At 66.6% G+C, this 18,016-nt stretch carries 20 protein-coding genes; 10 read left to right on the top strand and 10 right to left on the bottom strand.

The features are described 5' to 3' along the window. The 4 genes from ACN0T5_RS16325 to ACN0T5_RS16310 form a co-directional block, all read left to right on the top strand. Positions 1-603 (top strand): adenosylcobinamide-GDP ribazoletransferase (locus tag ACN0T5_RS16325; RefSeq protein ID WP_417769671.1); only part of this gene is annotated, 603 nt, incomplete at its 5' end. 81 nt (positions 604-684) lie between these two features. Further along, positions 685-1,860 carry an alpha/beta hydrolase gene (locus tag ACN0T5_RS16320; RefSeq protein ID WP_417769670.1) on the top strand — a complete coding sequence of 392 codons (1,176 nt, stop codon included), beginning with the start codon at positions 685-687 and terminating at the stop codon, positions 1,858-1,860. Between the two features lie 61 nt (positions 1,861-1,921). Then, positions 1,922-2,104: a DUF1289 domain-containing protein gene (locus ACN0T5_RS16315; protein ID WP_417769669.1), complete on the top strand. Its 183-nt coding sequence runs from the start codon at positions 1,922-1,924 to the stop codon at positions 2,102-2,104. Next, complete coding sequence (locus tag ACN0T5_RS16310; protein WP_417769668.1) at positions 2,104-2,820, top strand: retropepsin-like aspartic protease family protein; 717 nt, start codon at positions 2,104-2,106, stop codon at positions 2,818-2,820. The genes ACN0T5_RS16315 and ACN0T5_RS16310 overlap by 1 nt, the downstream gene beginning before the upstream one ends. A gap of 25 nt (positions 2,821-2,845) precedes the next feature. On the opposite strand, the gene ACN0T5_RS16305 is transcribed toward ACN0T5_RS16310, so the two are convergent. The 3 genes from ACN0T5_RS16305 to ACN0T5_RS16295 form a co-directional block, all read right to left on the bottom strand. Beyond that, positions 2,846-3,676, bottom strand: a complete 831-nt coding sequence (locus ACN0T5_RS16305; protein ID WP_417769667.1) for a sulfite exporter TauE/SafE family protein — start codon at positions 3,674-3,676, stop codon at positions 2,846-2,848. A 69-nt stretch (positions 3,677-3,745) separates the two neighbouring features. Next, complete coding sequence (gene dusA / locus ACN0T5_RS16300) at positions 3,746-4,780, bottom strand: tRNA dihydrouridine(20/20a) synthase DusA (protein WP_417769673.1); 1,035 nt, start codon at positions 4,778-4,780, stop codon at positions 3,746-3,748. Between the two features lie 232 nt (positions 4,781-5,012). Then, positions 5,013-5,324 (bottom strand): cupin domain-containing protein, encoded by a 312-nt coding sequence (locus ACN0T5_RS16295; RefSeq protein WP_417769666.1) that lies wholly within the window; start codon positions 5,322-5,324, stop codon positions 5,013-5,015. 96 nt (positions 5,325-5,420) lie between these two features. Between ACN0T5_RS16295 and ACN0T5_RS16290 the strand changes: the two genes are divergently transcribed. Then, positions 5,421-5,840 (top strand): Lrp/AsnC family transcriptional regulator, encoded by a 420-nt coding sequence (locus ACN0T5_RS16290; RefSeq protein WP_417769665.1) that lies wholly within the window; start codon positions 5,421-5,423, stop codon positions 5,838-5,840. A gap of 143 nt (positions 5,841-5,983) precedes the next feature. Here ACN0T5_RS16290 and ACN0T5_RS16285 read toward each other — a convergent pair whose 3' ends face one another. Further along, positions 5,984-6,832: an extensin family protein gene (locus ACN0T5_RS16285; RefSeq protein ID WP_417769664.1), complete on the bottom strand. Its 849-nt coding sequence runs from the start codon at positions 6,830-6,832 to the stop codon at positions 5,984-5,986. 151 nt (positions 6,833-6,983) lie between these two features. Here ACN0T5_RS16285 and ACN0T5_RS16280 point away from each other — a divergent pair, with 151 nt between their 5' ends. After that, entirely contained in the window at positions 6,984-8,297 is a 1,314-nt protein-coding gene (locus tag ACN0T5_RS16280) for a DUF2254 domain-containing protein (protein WP_417769663.1), read from the top strand. A gap of 237 nt (positions 8,298-8,534) precedes the next feature. On the opposite strand, the gene ACN0T5_RS16275 is transcribed toward ACN0T5_RS16280, so the two are convergent. From ACN0T5_RS16275 to ACN0T5_RS16250, 6 genes are read right to left on the bottom strand one after another with little or no spacing between them, the layout of a single operon-like run. Then, positions 8,535-9,647, bottom strand: a complete 1,113-nt coding sequence (locus ACN0T5_RS16275; RefSeq protein ID WP_417769662.1) for a TonB family protein — start codon at positions 9,645-9,647, stop codon at positions 8,535-8,537. Then, positions 9,647-10,081 (bottom strand): ExbD/TolR family protein, encoded by a 435-nt coding sequence (locus ACN0T5_RS16270; RefSeq protein ID WP_417769661.1) that lies wholly within the window; start codon positions 10,079-10,081, stop codon positions 9,647-9,649. The genes ACN0T5_RS16275 and ACN0T5_RS16270 overlap by 1 nt, the downstream gene beginning before the upstream one ends. After that, positions 10,078-10,470 carry a biopolymer transporter ExbD gene (locus ACN0T5_RS16265; protein WP_417769660.1) on the bottom strand — a complete coding sequence of 131 codons (393 nt, stop codon included), beginning with the start codon at positions 10,468-10,470 and terminating at the stop codon, positions 10,078-10,080. The genes ACN0T5_RS16270 and ACN0T5_RS16265 overlap by 4 nt, the downstream gene beginning before the upstream one ends. Next, a complete protein-coding gene (locus tag ACN0T5_RS16260; RefSeq protein ID WP_417769659.1) occupies positions 10,460-11,170 on the bottom strand; it encodes a MotA/TolQ/ExbB proton channel family protein in 711 nt (236 codons plus the stop codon). The genes ACN0T5_RS16265 and ACN0T5_RS16260 overlap by 11 nt, the downstream gene beginning before the upstream one ends. A 9-nt stretch (positions 11,171-11,179) precedes the next feature. After that, entirely contained in the window at positions 11,180-11,632 is a 453-nt protein-coding gene (locus ACN0T5_RS16255; protein ID WP_417769658.1) for a hypothetical protein, read from the bottom strand. A gap of 19 nt (positions 11,633-11,651) precedes the next feature. Next, positions 11,652-13,772 (bottom strand): TonB-dependent hemoglobin/transferrin/lactoferrin family receptor, encoded by a 2,121-nt coding sequence (locus ACN0T5_RS16250; protein WP_417769657.1) that lies wholly within the window; start codon positions 13,770-13,772, stop codon positions 11,652-11,654. 330 nt (positions 13,773-14,102) lie between these two features. Here ACN0T5_RS16250 and ACN0T5_RS16245 point away from each other — a divergent pair, with 330 nt between their 5' ends. Genes ACN0T5_RS16245 through ACN0T5_RS16230 form a run of 4 tightly spaced genes read left to right on the top strand, consistent with a single transcriptional unit; the run spans position 14,103 to position 17,997 of the window. Then, positions 14,103-15,164, top strand: a complete 1,062-nt coding sequence (locus tag ACN0T5_RS16245; RefSeq protein WP_417769656.1) for a hemin-degrading factor — start codon at positions 14,103-14,105, stop codon at positions 15,162-15,164. A gap of 17 nt (positions 15,165-15,181) precedes the next feature. After that, the gene (locus ACN0T5_RS16240; protein ID WP_417769655.1) at positions 15,182-16,075 is read left to right on the top strand and encodes a heme/hemin ABC transporter substrate-binding protein; all 894 of its coding nucleotides are present in this window, start codon (positions 15,182-15,184) and stop codon (positions 16,073-16,075) included. Positions 16,076-16,090: 15 nt separating this feature from the next. Next, on the top strand, positions 16,091-17,203 hold the full coding sequence (locus ACN0T5_RS16235) for a FecCD family ABC transporter permease (protein ID WP_417769654.1): 1,113 nt from the start codon (positions 16,091-16,093) through the stop codon (positions 17,201-17,203). Continuing rightward, entirely contained in the window at positions 17,200-17,997 is a 798-nt protein-coding gene (locus tag ACN0T5_RS16230) for a heme ABC transporter ATP-binding protein (RefSeq protein ID WP_417769653.1), read from the top strand. The genes ACN0T5_RS16235 and ACN0T5_RS16230 overlap by 4 nt, the downstream gene beginning before the upstream one ends. Positions 17,998-18,016: the final 19 nt, after the last annotated feature.

Raw genomic sequence — 18,016 nt, 5'->3', positions numbered from 1 at the left:
GGCGCGACCGCGCTTCCCGGCATGGTTGCCGCCAGCCTGGCGGTCGGCATCGGCATCGCCGTCACGGGCGGTCTGCACGAGGACGGGCTTGCCGATGTCGCGGACGGGTTCTTCGGGGCCGGCACGCCGGAACGCCGCCTCGAGATCATGAAGGACAGCCGTATCGGCGCGTTCGGCACGCTGGCCCTGATCCTGACATGCCTTTTGAAAGTGTCACTCGTTGCCGCGCTGGTCGCGCGCTATTCGCCGGCGCTCGCAGGCCTGCTTCTGGTCCTTGCCGAAGCCGGATCGCGGGCCTCGATGGCGAGTGTGTGGAGCACCCTCCCCCCGGCGCGCCCCGGCGGGCTCGCCAGCCTTTGCGGCACACCGTCGCCCCGTGGTGCCGGGATCGCGGCACTGCTTGGCGCCGGCGGCCTTCTCGCAGCCCTCGCTGTCGTCCCGCTGGCCGCAGTCGCAGCGGCGGCCGTGCTTGCGGTCCTGTCCGGCATTGGCCTGCGCCGCCTCGCATTGGCGAAGATCGGCGGACATACCGGCGACGTTCTGGGAACCGCGCAGCAGGTCGCGGTTCTTTCGGTCCTGCTCGGTTTTTGCGTGGCAGCATGAGCGTCATGTCATCGCCTGCCCTCGCGTGATATGAAGTCGGGAGCGACCGTCCCTTCGGCCGGCCATCCGGAGTTCCGACACTTGCAGACAAGCTCACCCCATCCCGCGTCCGGACGCACCGCCACGACGCGTCTGGCGACGGTTCTTGTATTGACGATGCTGCTGGTGGCCTGTGCAGGCCGGCCCGGCCCCGGCAGCCTGACGGTTTCGCGGGATGCTGCACCCGAGGCGACGGAACACACCATCCTTGTCGCCACCACGCGCGCCCGCGACACGCGGCCCGGCAGCCTGTTCAGCGGCGAGCGGGCCGATGAACTGGATCACGCGGTTGCAACCGTTTCGGTTCCCCCCGGCCATGAGCCGGGACAGATCGAATGGCCGAACGCCCCGCCGGGCAATCCCGAAACGGACTTCACGCTTCGCGCCGCCAGCTATCTCGACGACACCGGCTTTCGCGCCGCATTGAACCGGGAACTGGCGAAACGGCCGAAGGGCCAGCGCGAGGTCTTCGTCTTCGTGCATGGCTACAACACGCGCTTTCCCGAGGCGCTCTACCGGATGGTCCAGCTGAAGCACGATTCCGGCCTGCCGCAGGTCGCCGTGCTGTTCACATGGGCGTCGAGCGGCGAGATCACCGGCTATCTCTACGACAACAACAGCGCCACGATCGCCCGTGACGGGCTCGAGCAGACGTTGCGCGCGGTTGCCGCATCGAATGCGGAAAAGGTCAATGTGCTGGCCCACTCGATGGGCAACTGGGTCTTGACGGAAACCGCAAGGCAGATCCGGATTTCCGGCAAGCCACTCCCCCGCGGCAAGATGGGGCTCATGGCCATGGCCGCGCCGGACCTCGATGTCGACGTCTTCAAGTCGCAGCTGCGCCGCGCGGGAAAGCCGGAACGCCCCTATGTCATCCTCGTGTCGCGCGACGACCGGGCGCTACAGGCTTCAAGCCTGCTTGCCGGCGGCAAGCAGCGGCTCGGCGCTTACGACGACGAGGAGGACCTCGCCGAACTCGGCGCCGTGGTCGTCGACCTGACGGAGGTCAAGGGCGCCGACGCCGCCAACCACGGCAAGTTCGCGCAACTGGCCCAGGCTGCCCCGGAACTGCGCCAGGCGCTGCAATCGCTCGACTTGCGCGACCAGGTGCGCACCACGGACGCGACCGTCGAAACGGTCGGCAACACGGCCAAGGCGGCCATCACTTTCCCCTTGCGCATCCTGACCGCCCCCATCACGGCCTTGTCGCGCCAGTGACACCGCACCACATCGTGGTCAACGGACCTGAAACCCACTGGCACTGACACTGGATTGCGGAATGAGCGACATCGAAAGCCCTTGTATCCGCACTTGCCGGATCGATACGAAAAGCGGCCTGTGTGTTGGTTGCCTGCGCACGCTCGACGAGATCGCCGGATGGGCCGGCTTCGCGAACGGACAGCGTCGTGCGATCATCGATGAGTTGCGGAATCGCGCCCGCCTTGTTGAGGAGGCCGGCTGATGTTTCGCGGCAGCTTCGCCGGCACCCTGGTGATCGCCATCCTGCTGGTGATCATGACAGGCGCCGTGATCGCCTTTTTCGCCGGCGCCGAAATGCCCACCGACGGGCCGGTTTTCTCCGACAGGGGCGCCCGCATCGTCGCGTTGCTGGCGCTGCTCGTCGTGATCGGCGGCTCGATGCTCGCCGCTCCGCGCCAGGTGCCGGCCCTGCTCAAATCGCTCGTGATCTGGGCCGTTCTCGGCCTGCTTCTGGTGACGGGATACACTTACCGGAGCGAGCTTCAGGCCGTCGGGCAACGCGTGATCGGTACGCTCTTTCCCGGAACCGCCATGACCGACGCCCGTTCGGGGACGATCACGGTGATCAGGGACCGGTCGCGGCATTACCGGATCAACGCTTCGGTGAACGGCGCGGCGGTCGGGTTCCTTTTCGACACCGGCGCCTCGGCGGTGACCTTGACGGCAAGCGATGCGCGCGCGGCCGGCATCGACACGGCTGCCCTCTCCTACACGGTGCCGGTTTCCACGGCGAACGGCATCAGCGAAGTCGCGGCGATCCGTCTTGAAAGCCTGCAGATCGACACCCTTCGCCTCACGGACCTGCGCGCCTTCGTGGCGCGCGAGGGGGCCCTTGAGACAAGCCTCCTCGGCCTGTCGGCACTCGACCGGCTGAGCAGCTGGCGCGTCGAGGGCGACAGGCTGATCCTGGAGCCCTGACGACCGGTTCCGGAAGCCGGCGGCGTCAGCCCCACAGGCTCCAGGCGAAGCGCGCGGCAACGCTCAGCAGAAACAGGCCGAAGAACACCTCGAGCTGGCGGCGCGGCAGCGCGTGGGCGATCTTCACGCCGAAGGGCGCGGCAAACGTGGTGATCGGGATGATCAGCGCGACGCCGAGAAGATTGACATAGCCGAGAGAGAATGCCGGAAGATCGGCCGCCCCCCAGCCCGCCCAGACCATGCCGATGACGCCGGGAATGGAAATCAGCACGCCGGTGCCCGACGAGGTCGCCACCGCCTGGTGGATGGGCCTGCCGTAAAGGGTCATGAAGGTGTTGTTCATGACGCCGCCGCCAATGCCCATCAGGGTGGAAAAGAAGCCGATCAGCATGCCGCAGGCCGCCCGTATCGGGTTGCCCGGAATATCGGACCCCAGTTTCCAGCTCTCCCGGTTGAACAGCATGCGCAGGCCGACAACGACGGCAATGCCGGCGAAAATGCCCTTCAGGCCATCGCCCGACACATAAGCGGCAACGAGGCTCGCGACGAGGACGCCCGCGGGCACCGGGATCAGCCAGCTCTTGAGCAGTTCCAGATCGGCCGCGCCGCGCGCCTTGTGCGCCATGAAGGAGCGGATGGAGGTCGGCACGATGATGCCGAGCGAGGTGGCAACCGAGACATGCATGCGCACGGATTCATCCACACCCAGCCATGTCAGGAACTGGTACAGCACCGGCACGAGAACGGCGCCGCCACCGATACCGAACACACCGGCAAGCAGGCCGGCCACCGCGCCGGACGCGATGAGAGCGACCACGAGGCCGATGACCTCGCCGTTGATCGACGACAAATCCATGAAAAGCCCCCAGCAAGGTCGTGAGATGGCGTTGGAGCGAGCCGTCGCGGGAACGGGTGGGATCGGGCTCTAGCTTGCGACAGCCCCTGTCATTTCTAACTGACCCAGTGCGGACGATTTGTCCAGTGCGGTGTCCAGTATCTCCTGCAGCGCCTCGTCGAGAACTTCGATCCCCGCGCCCGGTTTGACCGCATCCACCGTCAGGCGGCGGCGCCAGGCGCGCGCACCGGGAACGCCGTGAAACAGGCCCAGGACATGGCGGAGCAACTGGTTCGCCCGCATGCCCGCGGCGATCCGTTCCTGCGCGATGGCGCGAAAGGCGGCAACCGCCGCCGGCCGGTCGCCGGCCGGATCGTCCGCCCCGTGAAACCGGCTGTCGACCCGTGCCAGGATCCAGGGGTCGTGATAGGCGGCGCGCCCGAGCATGACCCCGTCGACATGTTCAAGGTGTTTTTCCGCCGCGTCGAGATCCACGATGCCGCCGTTGATGCCGACATAGAGCCCCGGCAGGCGCGCCTTGAGCCGATAGACCCGGTCATGGTCGAGCGGCGGGATGTCCCTGTTCTCCTTCGGCGACAGCCCCTGCAGCCAGGCCTTGCGGGCATGCACCCACAAGGCGTCGGCACCGGCATCGGCGACGGCATCGGCCATGGCATCGAGCGCCGGCTCGGGGTCCTGCTCGTCGACGCCGATCCGGCACTTGACCGTCACGGGGATGGCGACCGCCGCCTTCATCGCGCGCACGCATTCGGCCACGAGTTCGGGCTCTTTCATCAGGCAGGCGCCGAAGCGCCCCGACTGCACCCGGTCCGAGGGGCAGCCGACATTGATGTTGACCTCGTCATAGCCATAGGCCTCGACGATGCGCGCCGCCTCCGCCATCTCGGCCGGATCCGAACCGCCCAGCTGGCAGGCGACGGGATGTTCCATCGCGTCGAAGCCGATCAGCCTGTCCCGATCGCCGTGGATCACCGCTGCCGAGGCAACCATCTCGGTATAGAGCAAGGCATGGCGCGACAGCACGCGGTGGAACGCCCGGCAGTTCCGGTCGGTCCATTCCATCATCGGTGCGACGGCAATCCTGTGGTCGTGATAGGCGTTCATCGGCTTTGCATTCGGGAATCTGGAACCGGGCACGCATGGTCCGGTTCGGTGGCCGGATACATGTTCGTCGAACATGGTTCGGCTGGTTCGCGACGACGATGCCGTCTGCGGCGACGGCGCGTTCTAGCAGCTTCCGCCGCAAACCGGAACCGGGCAACGTCTGAACCGCTCGAACGGCAAAAAGACGGCAAGAGCTCCCCGCATGCCCTCGCCGGCAGCGATTGGGCGCCGGTCAGACACTTCCGGCCTTCTCGATCACCAGGACCCGGGCCGGGCCGTCGGGATGCGCGACATGCGCGTCGCCATTTCCGGCGTGGAAGATGTCTCCGGCCGACAATCGCCAGACCTCTTCCCTGCCGTTCCTGCGGGTGTGCATGTCGACCGCGCCATCCAGAACGACAAAGACCTCGGGGCCGTCATTGACGTGCCACTTGTAGGGTGCGTCGGTCCAGTGCAGGCGCACGCTTGCCCCCTCGATGTTCTCGATGTCGAGCGCCTCCCAGGCCCTGGTGCCGGTGAATTCCGTGGCGGTGATTTTTCGCATGCTGACCTCCTGTCTCGGGAACTTGTATATTCCCCCGGAAACTGCCATCCGGACAGCTTGCGAACCGACGTAAGCGGCATGCATATCGAGGGAAAATTGGCTCTGGACAGGACGGACAAGAGAATACTGGCCGCGCTTGGGCGCAACGCCCGCATGAGCTTTGCCGCGCTGGGGCGCCAGATCAACCTGTCCCGCACCGCGGTCCAGGATCGTGTGACCCGGCTGGAGGCAGAGGGGGTCATCCGGGGTTACAGGGCGGAAATCTCGGAAGAGGCCGGCGGCCTCATGCAGGCCCTCCTGTTCGTGGAGGTCGCGGCGCGCCCCTGCGAGCCGGCACTGCAATGGCTGGCATCGCTCGAAGGGGTTTGCGAGGTGTTCTCGCTTTCCGGCGAAGTCGACGCGGTTGCCCGGTGCATTGTCGCCTCGCCCGAGGCCCTCGCCGGCCTCAATGACCGGGTCATGTCCAGCGACATGATCGCGTCCTCGAGATCGCACATCATCCTGAACCATCGCTAGGGCGCGGACCCGTTCAACTGGAGGAGATGCTGCGCCGGAACGGTTTCGCCTTCGAGATGACTACGCTTGAAGGGCGGCTCTGCTACCAGCAGGGCCCGATCTACCGCTGCACGCCGGCCTGATGCGCCGCTCCCTGCTCGCACCTACCGGCAATAGGGGTTTCGGCGCGGCTTGCTGTCGAAATGAAAGTGGTCGTCGTGATGGGCGTCCGAGCCCGGACCCAGCACCGTGGTGAAAGGGCCGCAGGCAGCCTGCCTCAGGCTCCGCTGAAGGCGCGCATGGGTGCTGAGGTCGGCGGCCGCGCGCGGCGTAACCGCAAACTCACTGCCGTCCGACAGATGCAGTCCGCGAATATCGACGGCACGGCCGAAGGAATGTTCGCTCAATCGCGCGCCGGGCACGCGGTTCCGCCCGCGACAATCGTAGGACGCGGCGATCAGGATATCCCGCAAGCCGGCACTGGCCAAACGCCGGGTTTCCGGCAGGATCACGCTGCGCGTGAAGCGGGTCAGCCGCAGCGCCGTATCGCATGAGAGCGTCGCGGGCGGCAGCAGGTTGGTGTCGCCGATACGCCGCACGATCACCGCGTCCTCGATGCCGCAGGCGGTGTCGGTCTCGATCGGTGGCACCACCTCGAAATCGGCTCCGGCCGCGCCAAGCGCGACAAGGCAACCGCCGGCCTGCGTGCCGGAGGCAGGCGCATTCTGCATCGGTGGAGACGGCAGGACAGGCGTGCCTGCCATGCCCGCCCCGGCCGGTTGCGGCGGCCTCGGCACGGGCAGCGGTGCGGGGTCGGCATCCGGCGACCCGTTGGCAAACCGTTCTGCCACCCGGTTGGCGCCGGTGTCCTCGCCTCCTCCGGTCGAAACCGCTGCCGGGCGCGGCTGTGGCAGGGGCACCGCGTCCGCGAGCGCCCGGGAAAACACGCCGCCGATCGCCGCCACGGCAACCACCAGAAAAAGAACCCAGGCCCGGACTTCCGGGACCATCATGGAACCCCGCAGCCTGCGGGCGCTGCCATGTCGCAAGATCCGCACCTTCGAAAACAGACCTCGCCCCTCAGGGTCAAATACGGATATGCTGTGATCTCGCGGGCAACCTCTCACGCGGGCCTGCCCTCATCCGCCGGCAACGGGGACGTTCGTGTTCGAGACAATCCTGCTCCTCCGTCTCCGCCGCCTCGTCCGCGGCTTCCTGTTCGTTCCGGCAATGATCGCGAGCACCGGCGTTCTGCTTGCGATCGTCACCACCTGGATCGACCGCTCGGGGGTCTTGGAGCCGCTCTTCGAGGCGGTTCCCTTCCTGGACATCACCGCCGGCGGCGCCCGCGCGGTGCTGGGCACGATTGCCGGCGCGATGATGACGGTGATCAGCCTTGTCTACTCCCTGACACTGGTCGTCTTCACGCTGGCCGCCGGCAATATCGGTCCCCGCTTGCTGGAAACCTTCACCGGCAATCGTGTCAATCAATCGACCATTGGTCTTCTCGGGGCAACTTTTCTCTATTCGCTGCTGCTGCTCTATGCCGTGAGCGACGACGAGGTTCCGCGACTGGCCGTGGCCATTGCCATCGCGCTGGCAACGTTGAGTTTCTTTCAGGTCGTCTATTTCGTGCATGACACGGCGCAGCGGGTAATGGTCGACAATGAAATCGGCCGGACCCAGCGTTCGCTGCGCTCGGCTATCGAACGGTTGCTGGAGGAGGAACCGGCCGAGAAAGCCGACGACAGCGACGCGGTCCCCGATGACGAGGGCCGTGCCGTCATCGCCCGCCGCTCGGGCTACGTCACGGCGGTCGAGGCCCCGCCCATCCTGCACGAGGCCACGGAAAAGGACGGGTTCGTGCGCGTCGTCGCCCGTCCCGGACACTTCATCCTGGCCAACACGCCGATTGCCTATGTTCACGACGAGGGCGAGCGGGACGAAGCGCGGCGCATCGACGAGGGCGTGCTGCATGCCGCGATCCTGCTGGCCGACGCGCGGGCCGCCGATGGCGACATTCTTTTCAACGTCCATCTGAGCGTCGAGATCGCGCTAAGGGCCCTCTCTCCGGGCATCAATGACCCCTATACGGCGATCAGCGCCATCGACCAGCTGTCCGCTTCGCTGGCGATGATCCTGCAGCGCGGCGCGCCCTCCTCGCTTGTCTGCGACGGCGACGAGAAGCCCCGCGTCTGGCTCGAACTGATCGAGGTCGGGGAGATTGTCGGCACCGCCCTGCATCCGCTGCGCCGCGTCGCCAGCGGCAACGTGATGGTGACGCTTCGCCTCATCGAGGCCGTCGGACGCATGGCGCTGGTGACGCGCAGCGAACATGCGCACACGCTCAAGACCCATCTGCGCCTGATCGCGACCGATGCCAACCGCACCCTGCGCAACCGCGATGACCGCCGCGAAATCGCAACCACGCTGCGTGACGCCAGTCGCAACCTTGCCAGAGATCCGGCCCGAGCCTGACGATCGAGGACCGGCATCATACCCCTGCCGCACGGTGCGGGGATTTCCGGGCAGGCTCGACGGGGACAGGGATCCCGCCGGAGCGGGGACAGGCACGTTCGCCGTGGCCGGCGGGATGTCTCCGGGCGGTCTCCCGCCCGGAAAAGAAATCGATCAATCCGGTGCAATTCTGAATCAATTTTTTGCAAAAAACTGTCGCGTTTTGTCTGAATCCGGCCTTTTCGAACAAACGCCCCTTCAGAAAACGATCGGCACCGTGAAGGCCCAGTTCTTGCGCCGGGCCTCCGGCGGGATCGGCGGAAAGGGCTGCGCCCGCTGCACCGTCTTCACCGCCTCGCGGTCGATCACCTCGCTGCCGGAGCTGCGCGCCAGCCGGACACCGGCAAGCCCGCCGCTGCTGCTGACGACAAACGTCACCAGAGCCTCGCCGCGCTGGCGACCGCCGACGCGGCCGCGCTTTTTCGCCCGGTCGATCCTGCGATAGACCTTGCCGGTATATTTCGAGGCATCGGCATTGCCGAACTCCTTCGACTTGCCGACATTTTGCGATCCGCCCGCCTTGACGGTGGCGTTCGACCGGCCGCCGGCGCCTCTGGCGGTCTTCTTCGCCCGGACGCTCGCCGCCTTTTCCTTCTGCCGCTTGACGGTCTTGGCCTTCTTCGCCGGCGCCTCGCGGCGAACCTCGGAAATCTTCAGGTCCTTCGGCCGCGCCTGCGGCATCGGCGTTGCGACCACCGCCTCAAGCTGTTCGGTCGAGGGAACCGACCGGGCCTCGAGCGGCGACACGCTCGCCTGAACGGGCGCCGCCTCCTCCGGTGTCTCGGTCGGCTGCTCGACCGCGGTGGCAATGACGGTCGCGGCCGTCGCCGGGGCCAGCGCCGCCATTTCCATCGGCCGGGCCTGAACGGTTTCCCCGGACGGCGCCGTCTCGCTAACCTGCGACAGGGCTTCCGCCGTCACGGCCTCGGTCGGCGTTGCCTCGGCCGGCGGCTTGATCGCCTCGACAACCTCTTCCGGCGGCACGGCCTTGCTTTGCGGAACATCCGGCGCGCTCGCTTCCTCGCTGACCGTTTCCTTCAGCGCCGTGGCGTGCTCGACCGGTTTTTCCCCTTCCGGGGCCTCAATCGGCGTCACCGTCTCGGAGGTCTCGCTGGTGACCTCGTTGTGCTCGCCATCAGCGCCTGCCTGCAGTGCGTCGGCGAAGGCATTGCCGAGTTCCGCCGAAAGGATCGCGCCGCCGCCTTCCATCTGCACGCCGTCGCTCTCGTACATGATGGCGGCAACCGTCGAGGCATGGACCGCCGTCGAGATCGCCAGGGCCACCAGGACATGATGCGGTCTCAACTTCATCACTCAGCTCCCCTGGTTACGAGCGACACCTTGCCCGCTCCGGACCGGTACAGCTCGTCGGCAATTGCAAGGACGCGCGCCGCCGCGAGATCGCGGTCGACGGCAAGCATCACGGACGGCCCGTCGGCCGGCTCACCCTCCCCTTCGGCAGGTGCCTCGCGGGGCGTGACGCTCGCGCCCCTCTGGGCGAGATAGGCGGCAATATCGGTCGGGCGGCCGCGATAGGTGAGGCCGCCACTGCTGTCGGCGAAGAGCGCATCGGGCGGTGCCAGCGGCGGTGCGTCCGTCGTCTCGACCAGCGTCACGTCGGGATCGGCCGGCGGCGACAGCTGGCCCGCGATCAGGAAGAAGATCAGCATCAGGAAGACGATGTTGATCAGGGAGATGGTGCTTTCCGCCTGTCGCTTCGGCGGGTTCTGGCGGACCTTGATCATCTGGGCCTCGCAACGATCACCTGCAGCGCGGCACCGCCGCCCCGCAGCAACTCCAGGGCGCTCACCAGATCCTGGGCGCGCGCGCTCTCGCGCGGCACGAGCAACGCCGTCTTGGCCCCGGCCTCGACAAGCCCGGAGACGACCGTTCCCGGTGCCTGCGGGTCGACAGGCGTGCCGTTGACGGTCAGCCCGCCCTCATCGACCGTCGCGAAGATGTCCGGGCGCGAGACACCCGCGCTCCCGCCGCCGCCCGGTGCCGCCAGCTCGACCTGCGCGAAACGCGTGAAGGTCGACGACAGCATGAAGAACAGCAGCAACAGGAAGATCACGTCGATCAGCGACGTCAGCGACAGGCGGCGCCTGCGCGGAGGGGCGAACTCAATGCGCATTGGCGACCCGTTCGTAGCCCCCCGCCTCCGTGACCTCGGCCTCCGCGACGCCGGCCCGGCCGCCGCGCGCCTGCTCCAGCAGCACGACCGAGGCGAGTGTCTCGATGGCGACCTTCTCGCTCTCGATCTGCCCTTCCAGATAGGTGACGACGAGCGAAACGGGCATGGCGACCGCGAGGCCGACGGCCGTCGTCAGCAGCGCCACCCAGATGCCGCCGGCAAGCAGCGAGGGGTCGACGGCATTGCCGGCCGACTGCAGTTCGCGGAAGGCCTCGATCATGCCGAGCACGGTGCCGAACAGGCCGAGCAGCGGCGCAATCTGCGCGATCGCGTCGAGCCCCTTCATGCCGCTGTTGAAGCGATGCAGGCGGCGGGTCGCCGCCCGGGCAATGTCCTCCTCGACCAGGGCCTTGTCGGCATTGCCGGCCTCGGCCGACTGCATGGCGATGGCGACGGCTTCCTCGGACGCGCTGCGGATGTCGCCGAGGGCCTGCCAGGCCTCGCGCCGCCGACCATGGGCCCACAGGCGCACGGCGGCCTCCGCGCGGCCCGGCCGGCCCACGCGCTGCAGCCAGAACTGCACGAGCTTGAGAATCACGACCGTCAGCGCGATCACGGAAAGTCCCGCCAGAACGGCGACAACCGGGCCGCCAAGCTCAAGGAAATCCGTGACGGAGCTGAGGATGTCAGCAATGGACATGACGGTTTCCTATCGGTTCAGGGGAATGTCGGTGCGGCTTGCAAGCGAGAGTTCCGCCTTGCAATGCGGCGCGGAACCGTCGCCGCAGCGGGCCGGCCCGTTCACCAGAATGCGGCCGAGCCTGTCGCAGGACGCACCCGGGAGGTCGAACTGGCGCACCGAGGTCTTGTCGGTCACAAGCGCCCCGAAATCGAACGTCGTCAGCCGGTCGACAAGGCCGTCCTTGTCGAACAGCACGAACTCGAAACGCGGTTCGGGAAGATCCGCTCCGGTGGCGTTGCGCACGACGAAGGTCAGCCGGCACCCGTCCGCGTCGCCAGAGGCGACGCGGTTCAGTTCGATATAAAGGGCGGGAGCGGTACCGGCCTGTTGCGAGGGCTGGTCTTCCGCCCTCGCCTGCCCTGCCCAAAGGGCGACGGCAGTCAATGCCGCCGCCGCCACCAGTTCAATCCCGCGTCCCATCATGCACTCCTTGCCTTGCTTACCAGCCGAGGGTCTTTGCCAGGGTCAGCTTGAACGTGCGCCCCTTGCCGTCGTCGCCGGAAAGGTTCGCGCGATACTGCTTGTCGAAGAGATTTTCCACGGAGCCACGAACCTCGAAGCCCGCGAAGGTTCCCTCGTCCGGCTTCCAGTCGGCGAACAGGTCATGCACCGCGTAGCCGCCAAAGCCCCGGCCCGGGCGGGCGGTCGCGCCTGTCGCGATGGATCCGGCGAAAAGGCCACGCCAGCCGAACGAGACGTCGTAGTCGGGCAGCCGCCCGCCAAGCGTCACGGCCAGCGTGTCGGCCGGGATCGTGTTCAGCGTCGCGCCGGTCGACTTGTCCTCGCCATGGATGTGGCTGAACGCCAGGTTGGCGACCACGAACTCCGAATCGTAGGCCGCCTCGACCTCGACGCCGAAGATCTTCGCCCGGTTGATGTTCACATAGTAGGGAACCGGCGTTCCCAGTCCGGTCGCCGGGTTCGGCGCGATCAGGTTCTTCAGGTCGTTGTAGAAGCCGGTCGTCTTGACCTGCAGGTTGTCATTGCCGGTGAAGACGTCATAGCCGGAGACGGTGAAGCCGATCTCGGCCGCGTTGGAGGTTTCCTTGTTGAGGCCCGGGCTGATGACACGTCCGCCGGGATAGGTGACGTCGGGCGGATTGGTCGAGAACAGTTCATCGAGGGTCGGCACGCGCTCGGTATGGGCGACGGAGCCGAACAGGGAGAACGTGTCGTTGACCTTGTACATCACGGCAAGCTTCGGCGAGAACGCCGTTTCCTGCCGGCTCGCTGCGCCTAGGACGGCCGAGGACGGCTCCAGATTGACGAAATCGATGCGCGCACCGGGGATGATCGTCAGCCGCCCGTCCCAGATGAACTCGTTCTGGAAGAAGACGCCGTATTTCGTGTCGGTGCCTTCCGGATGGAACGAAACCGGGCCGACCATCGTGGTGGCAATGCGCTCCTGATAGCTGAGCTGGCCGCCGAAGGTGAAATAGTTCTCGAAGCGATCGCCTTGATGCTCGATCGTGTTCTCGAGCTTCGCCGCCCATGTGCGGTAGGCGTACTCGCCATCGAAGAAGAGCGGATGCGGAAACGGTGAGACCGCATTGCTCTGGTTCACCTGCGTGTCCGAGAAGGACAGGTTCAGCTTCAGGTCGAGCCAGGGATTGTCGCTTGCCGGGTTCTCGTAGGCGAAGACGACGGTCTGGTCGGTGATCTCGCGGTCGATCGTGCCAAACCCGAGCGTGCCGGTCTGCGAGTACTCCGTGTCGTCCTCGTCGCTCTGCCAGCGCTGGTAGGACAGGCGGATCTGCTGCTCGTTGTTGTCGCCAAAGCGGTGCGTGACCTTGGCAAGGCCCGAGAAGGACGAGAATTCCGAGCCGGGAATCGGTTGGCCGAGACCGTTCTCATACTCGTCCGAGCGGCGGAAGCTGCCGTTCAGAAGCATCTCGGTCTGCTCGGAGAAGCGATAGGCCGCAACGATCGAGGCCAGCGCACCGTCCTTGTTGGAATCGTACATCGTCTTCAGGCGAACAGCGCCGGTCTCGCCGGGCTTGAGGAAGTCCGATGCATCCTTGGTGGTGAAGTTGATGACGCCGCCGATCGCGCCCGAACCGTAAAGGGTGGAGGATGCCGGTCCGCGCAGGATCTCGACCCGCTTGTACAGCTCCGGATCGGAGAAGAACGAGCCCATACGGTACTGCTCGTAGAACTTCACCGCGCCGTCGACCGACACGATGATCTTCGATTCGTCGGAGGAGCCGAGATCGCCGATACCGCGGATGTTGAAGGACTGACCGCCGATGCGGTCGCTGCCGATGACGCTCACGCCCGGAACCTGGCGGAAGAGATCGCCAACGGTCATCGCCTGCTCGGCGTCGATATCCTCCTGATTGAGGACGGTGACCGCCTGCGGCGTGTCGATGGCGATCTTCTCCTGACCGGCACCAACGACGATGCGCTGCAGTGCTGTCGGCCAGGATGCGGACGCCCCGTCGCCGCCGTCCTGTGCGTTCGCGTGCGCAAGACCGGCCAGCGTGCAAAGCGCCACGCCGCCCATCAGATGCGCGATGCGACGCGCCGATGCTTCATTCCAGTTCGAGCCTGCCAGCCCCATGTCCAAACTCCACGCATTCCTCGACCGCTCGCTGGCACGCGCTTGCTTGCTTCTCGATTGTTGATAGAAGTTGAGTCTCATACTCAGGTATTGATGTCGATACAAAACATGAGTAATTGAGTCAAGTATGAGATCGGGCTTCCGATCGTCCAGCAATCGTTCGGCACCTTAGCCAGCACACTCCCGCCGCCACGCGACACCGAGAGGGAACCCCCTTTTCGCGCAACAGGTTGGACGACGGGATGCAAGCGCGGGCGCGAACTGGCGCAACTGCAAGTGGCCTGGCAGCGCCAGCTTGACCACTCTGCGCTCCATTTCCAGAGGTGACCCATGACGCGTGAAACAACCGATTTCGCCCACATCCGGCGGATGCGCGAGACCAACCCCAAAATGCGCGAGCGCGATCTCGCCGCCATGCTCGAACTGAGCGAGGCGGAATTCGTCGCTGCATTCTGTGGCGACACGGTGCGGCGGATCGACATCCGCTTCGATGAGATCTTCAAGGGGCTGGAAGCCGTCGGCGAAGTTCTCGCGCTCACCCGCAACGAGAGTGCCGTGCACGAAAAGGCCGGCGTCTACGACAAGTTCATCCCCGGCAAGCACGCCGCGATGATGCTGGGCGCCGATATCGACACCCGCATGTTCCCTGCCCTTTGGGTCCACGGATTCGCCGTCGCCAAGCCGCAGGAAGACGGGACCGTCCGCCACAGCCTGCAGTTCTTCGATGCGCATGGCGATGCGGTGCACAAGATCCATACGCGCGACAAGACCGATCTGGACGCCTGGGAAGCACTGGTGAGGGGCCTCCTCGCCGAGGACCAGGCGCCCGGCCTGTTGCAGGACGTGGTTCCCGCCAAACCCGCCTCGCGGCCGCAGCCGGACACCGAGAAGCAGGACGCATTGCGCGAGCGTTGGGAGAACCTGACGGACCCGCACCAGTTTCACGGCATGCTGCGCGACCTCGACCTGCACCGGTTGAACGCCCTGACGCTTGCCGGAGAGCACAACGCGTGGGTGCTCGACCCCTCCGCCGTCACCGACCTGCTGCAGCGCGCGGCCGAGACTGAATTGCCGATCATGTGCTTCGTCGGCAGTCGTGGCTGCATCCAGATCCATTCCGGCCCGGTCGCCAGGATCGCCAGCATGGGCCCGTGGATCAATGTCATGGACCCCGGCTTCCATCTGCACCTGCGCACCGATCACATCGCCGAGGCCTGGGCCGTGCGCAAGCCGACCAAGGACGGTCATGTCACGTCCGTCGAGGCCTTCGATGCGAACGGGACCCTGATCATCCAGTTCTTCGGGCTGCGCAAGGAAGGCAATGTCGAGCGCTCCGACTGGCGCGAGCTGGTCCAGGACCTGCCGCGCCCCGAAGCCGTCGCCGCGGAGTGAACGAGGACATGGCAGTCATGAACACACCCACTTTGCCGCGCAGCGTCGCCCGTTTCCTCGGCGGTGCCGGGTTTGCCCTGGCGGCGGCCCTTGCCGGACCGGGTCTCGCCGAGGGCGAGAGCCTTGCCGACGCGCAGCGGATCGTCGCGATCGGGGGCTCCGTCACCGAAATCGTCTACGCACTGGGAGAAGAAGGCCGGCTTGTCGCGCGCGACACCACCAGCGGCTATCCCGAGGCGGCGACAAAGCTTCCCGATGTCGGCTACATGCGCGCACTGGCGCCCGAGGGCGTGCTGTCGGTCAAGCCGGACGCGATCCTGACGCTGGAGGGAAGCGGCCCGCCGGAAACCCTGACCGTGCTCAAGGCGGCCGGCGTTCCCTATGTCACCGTCCCGGAGCGCTATGACGACAAGGGGATCCTCGACAAGATCGACATTATCGGCAAGTCGCTTGGCGTCGAGGCCAAGGCCGGGGAACTCGCCGAGAAGGTCAAGACCGACCTCGACACCGCCATGGCGGAGGCGTCCGCGCGCGGACGCGATGCGCGCATTCTCTTCATCCTGTCGATGAATGGCGGGCGCATCCTCGCGTCGGGCTCCGGCACGGCCGCCGACGGCATTCTCTCCATGGCGGGCGCGCAGAACGCCTTCCCCGATTTCGCCGGCTACAAGCAGCTCAACGACGAGGCCGTCATATCGGCCGCGCCGGATGCGATCCTGATGATCAGCCGCGGCGAGGGCCATGCAGCCCCCGTCGACGACGTGCTGTCCCACCCGGCGATCGCGCAGACACCGGCCGGCGTCAACAAGCGGTTGATCCGCATGGACGGCCTCTATCTGCTCGGCTTCGGTCCTCGCACCGGCGCCGCCGTGCGGGACCTTTCGGCGGCCCTTGCCGAACACGGCCTCTAAGGAAGGAATGCCGGCATGAGCTTGCGGGAAATTTCCGTGCCCGCCCGCCTGCTGCCCCTGCAGGTCCTGGAACAGGCAAGGCAGGGCGACAGGGAGCCGCTCGCACGGCTGACGATCGCCGTGCTGGCATTCGCCCTCCTGTGCACGATGGCGGTCTCGCTCTCCAGCGGCGCGCTCAGCATCAGTCTCACTGCCGTCTTCCAGGGCTTTGCGGACGGCACCGACGCCGACCCTTCGGCATTGCGCGACCGGATCGTCATGATGGAGGTGCGTCTGCCGCGCGTGGTGCTGGGGGCGCTGGTCGGCGCATCGCTTGCGGTGTCCGGGGCGGTGATGCAGGGACTTTTCCGCAATCCGCTCGCCGATCCCGGCATTGTCGGCGTTTCGGCCGGCGCAGGGCTCGGAGCCGCCGCGATGATCGTGCTCGGCGGCACCTTCCTTGCCCCGGTCGTGCAACTGGCGGGCATCTACGCACTGCCGCTGGCAGCCTTTCTCGGCGGGCTCGCCACGACATTCGCGCTCTACAGGATCGGCACGCGCGACGGCATGACCTCGGTCGCAACGATGCTGCTTGCCGGCATCGCGCTCGGCGCGCTCGCCGGCGCCATCACCGGCCTTCTGGTCTATGTCGCCGACGACCAGCAGTTGCGGGATCTCACATTCTGGGGACTGGGGTCGCTGGCCGGCGCCACCTGGGAGAAGGTGCTGACGGCCGGCCCGATCATCGCCGTGGTTCTCCTTGGCGTGCCGTTTCTCGCCAACGGCCTCAACGCCCTGTTTCTGGGCGAGGCGGCGGCCGGCCATCTCGGCATCCGGGTGCAGCGGCTGAAGTCGATCGCCATCGTCGCGGTTGCCGCCGCGACCGGCGCATCGGTCGCGGTCAGCGGCGGCATCGGCTTCGTCGGCATCGTGGTGCCGCATCTTTTGCGCCTGACGATCGGTCCGGACCATCGCTACCTGCTGCCGGCCTGCGCACTTCTGGGCGCCAGCATGCTGATCCTGGCGGACACGGTCAGCCGTATCATCGTGGCGCCGGCCGAACTGCCGATCGGCATTCTCACCGCGCTTGCCGGCGCGCCCTTCTTCCTCTGGATCCTGCTGCGGCGGAAAGGACTGGTCCAGGCATGAACGCCCTGTCGTCAGACACCCTGGAAATCGGCAACCTCGCCGTTTCGATCTCGGGCACGCCGATTGTCCATGGCGTCTCCTTCGAGGCGCAGGCCGGCAGCCTCAGCGTCATCGTCGGGCCGAACGGCTCGGGCAAGAGCACGCTGCTCAAGGCAATCACCGGCGAACTGCGCTATTCGGGTTCGGTCACCCTCAACGGAACCCGCGTGGAGGGCGTTTCGCCGGAGGCGCTGGCGCCCTTGCGCGCGGTGCTTGCCCAGCACACCAGCCTCGCCTTCCCGCTCACGGTCGCAGAGGTCGTGCGCCTCGGCATCAGGCGCGGGATCTCGATGGCCGACAACGCCCAAAGGCGCGTTTCCGAAGCGCTCGAACGGGTCGACCTCTCGGGCTTCGCGCCACGTGCCTACCAGTCGCTTTCCGGCGGCGAGCAGCAGCGGGTGCAGCTGGCTCGCGTGCTCTGCCAGGTCTGGGAGCCCTGCCCGGACGGTATCCCGCGCTGGCTGTTCCTGGACGAGCCGATCTCCAGTCTCGACATCAAGCACCAGTTGCTGATCATGGACGTGGCCGCCGGCTACGCCCGTCAGGGCGGCGGCGTCGTGGCCGTCCTGCACGATCTCAATTTGACGGCGCTCTATGCCGACCAGGTGCTGGTGATGAAATCCGGGCGCCTGCTGGCACGCGGCACCCCGCGCGAGGTGATCACCGACAGCCTCATCTCCGAGGCCTTCGACCATCCGCTGAAAGTCTCGGCGCTTCCGCCGGGCAATGTGCCCTTCCTGTTGCCGCAGGCCTAGATCGGTCCTCAATCCACCG

This window comes from Stappia sp., from assembly GCF_048261845.1.
In the GTDB taxonomy this organism is placed as follows: domain Bacteria; phylum Pseudomonadota; class Alphaproteobacteria; order Rhizobiales; family Stappiaceae; genus Stappia.
Note: the sequence above shows the minus strand (reverse complement) of the source record. Positions and strands in the feature narration are given on the sequence as shown.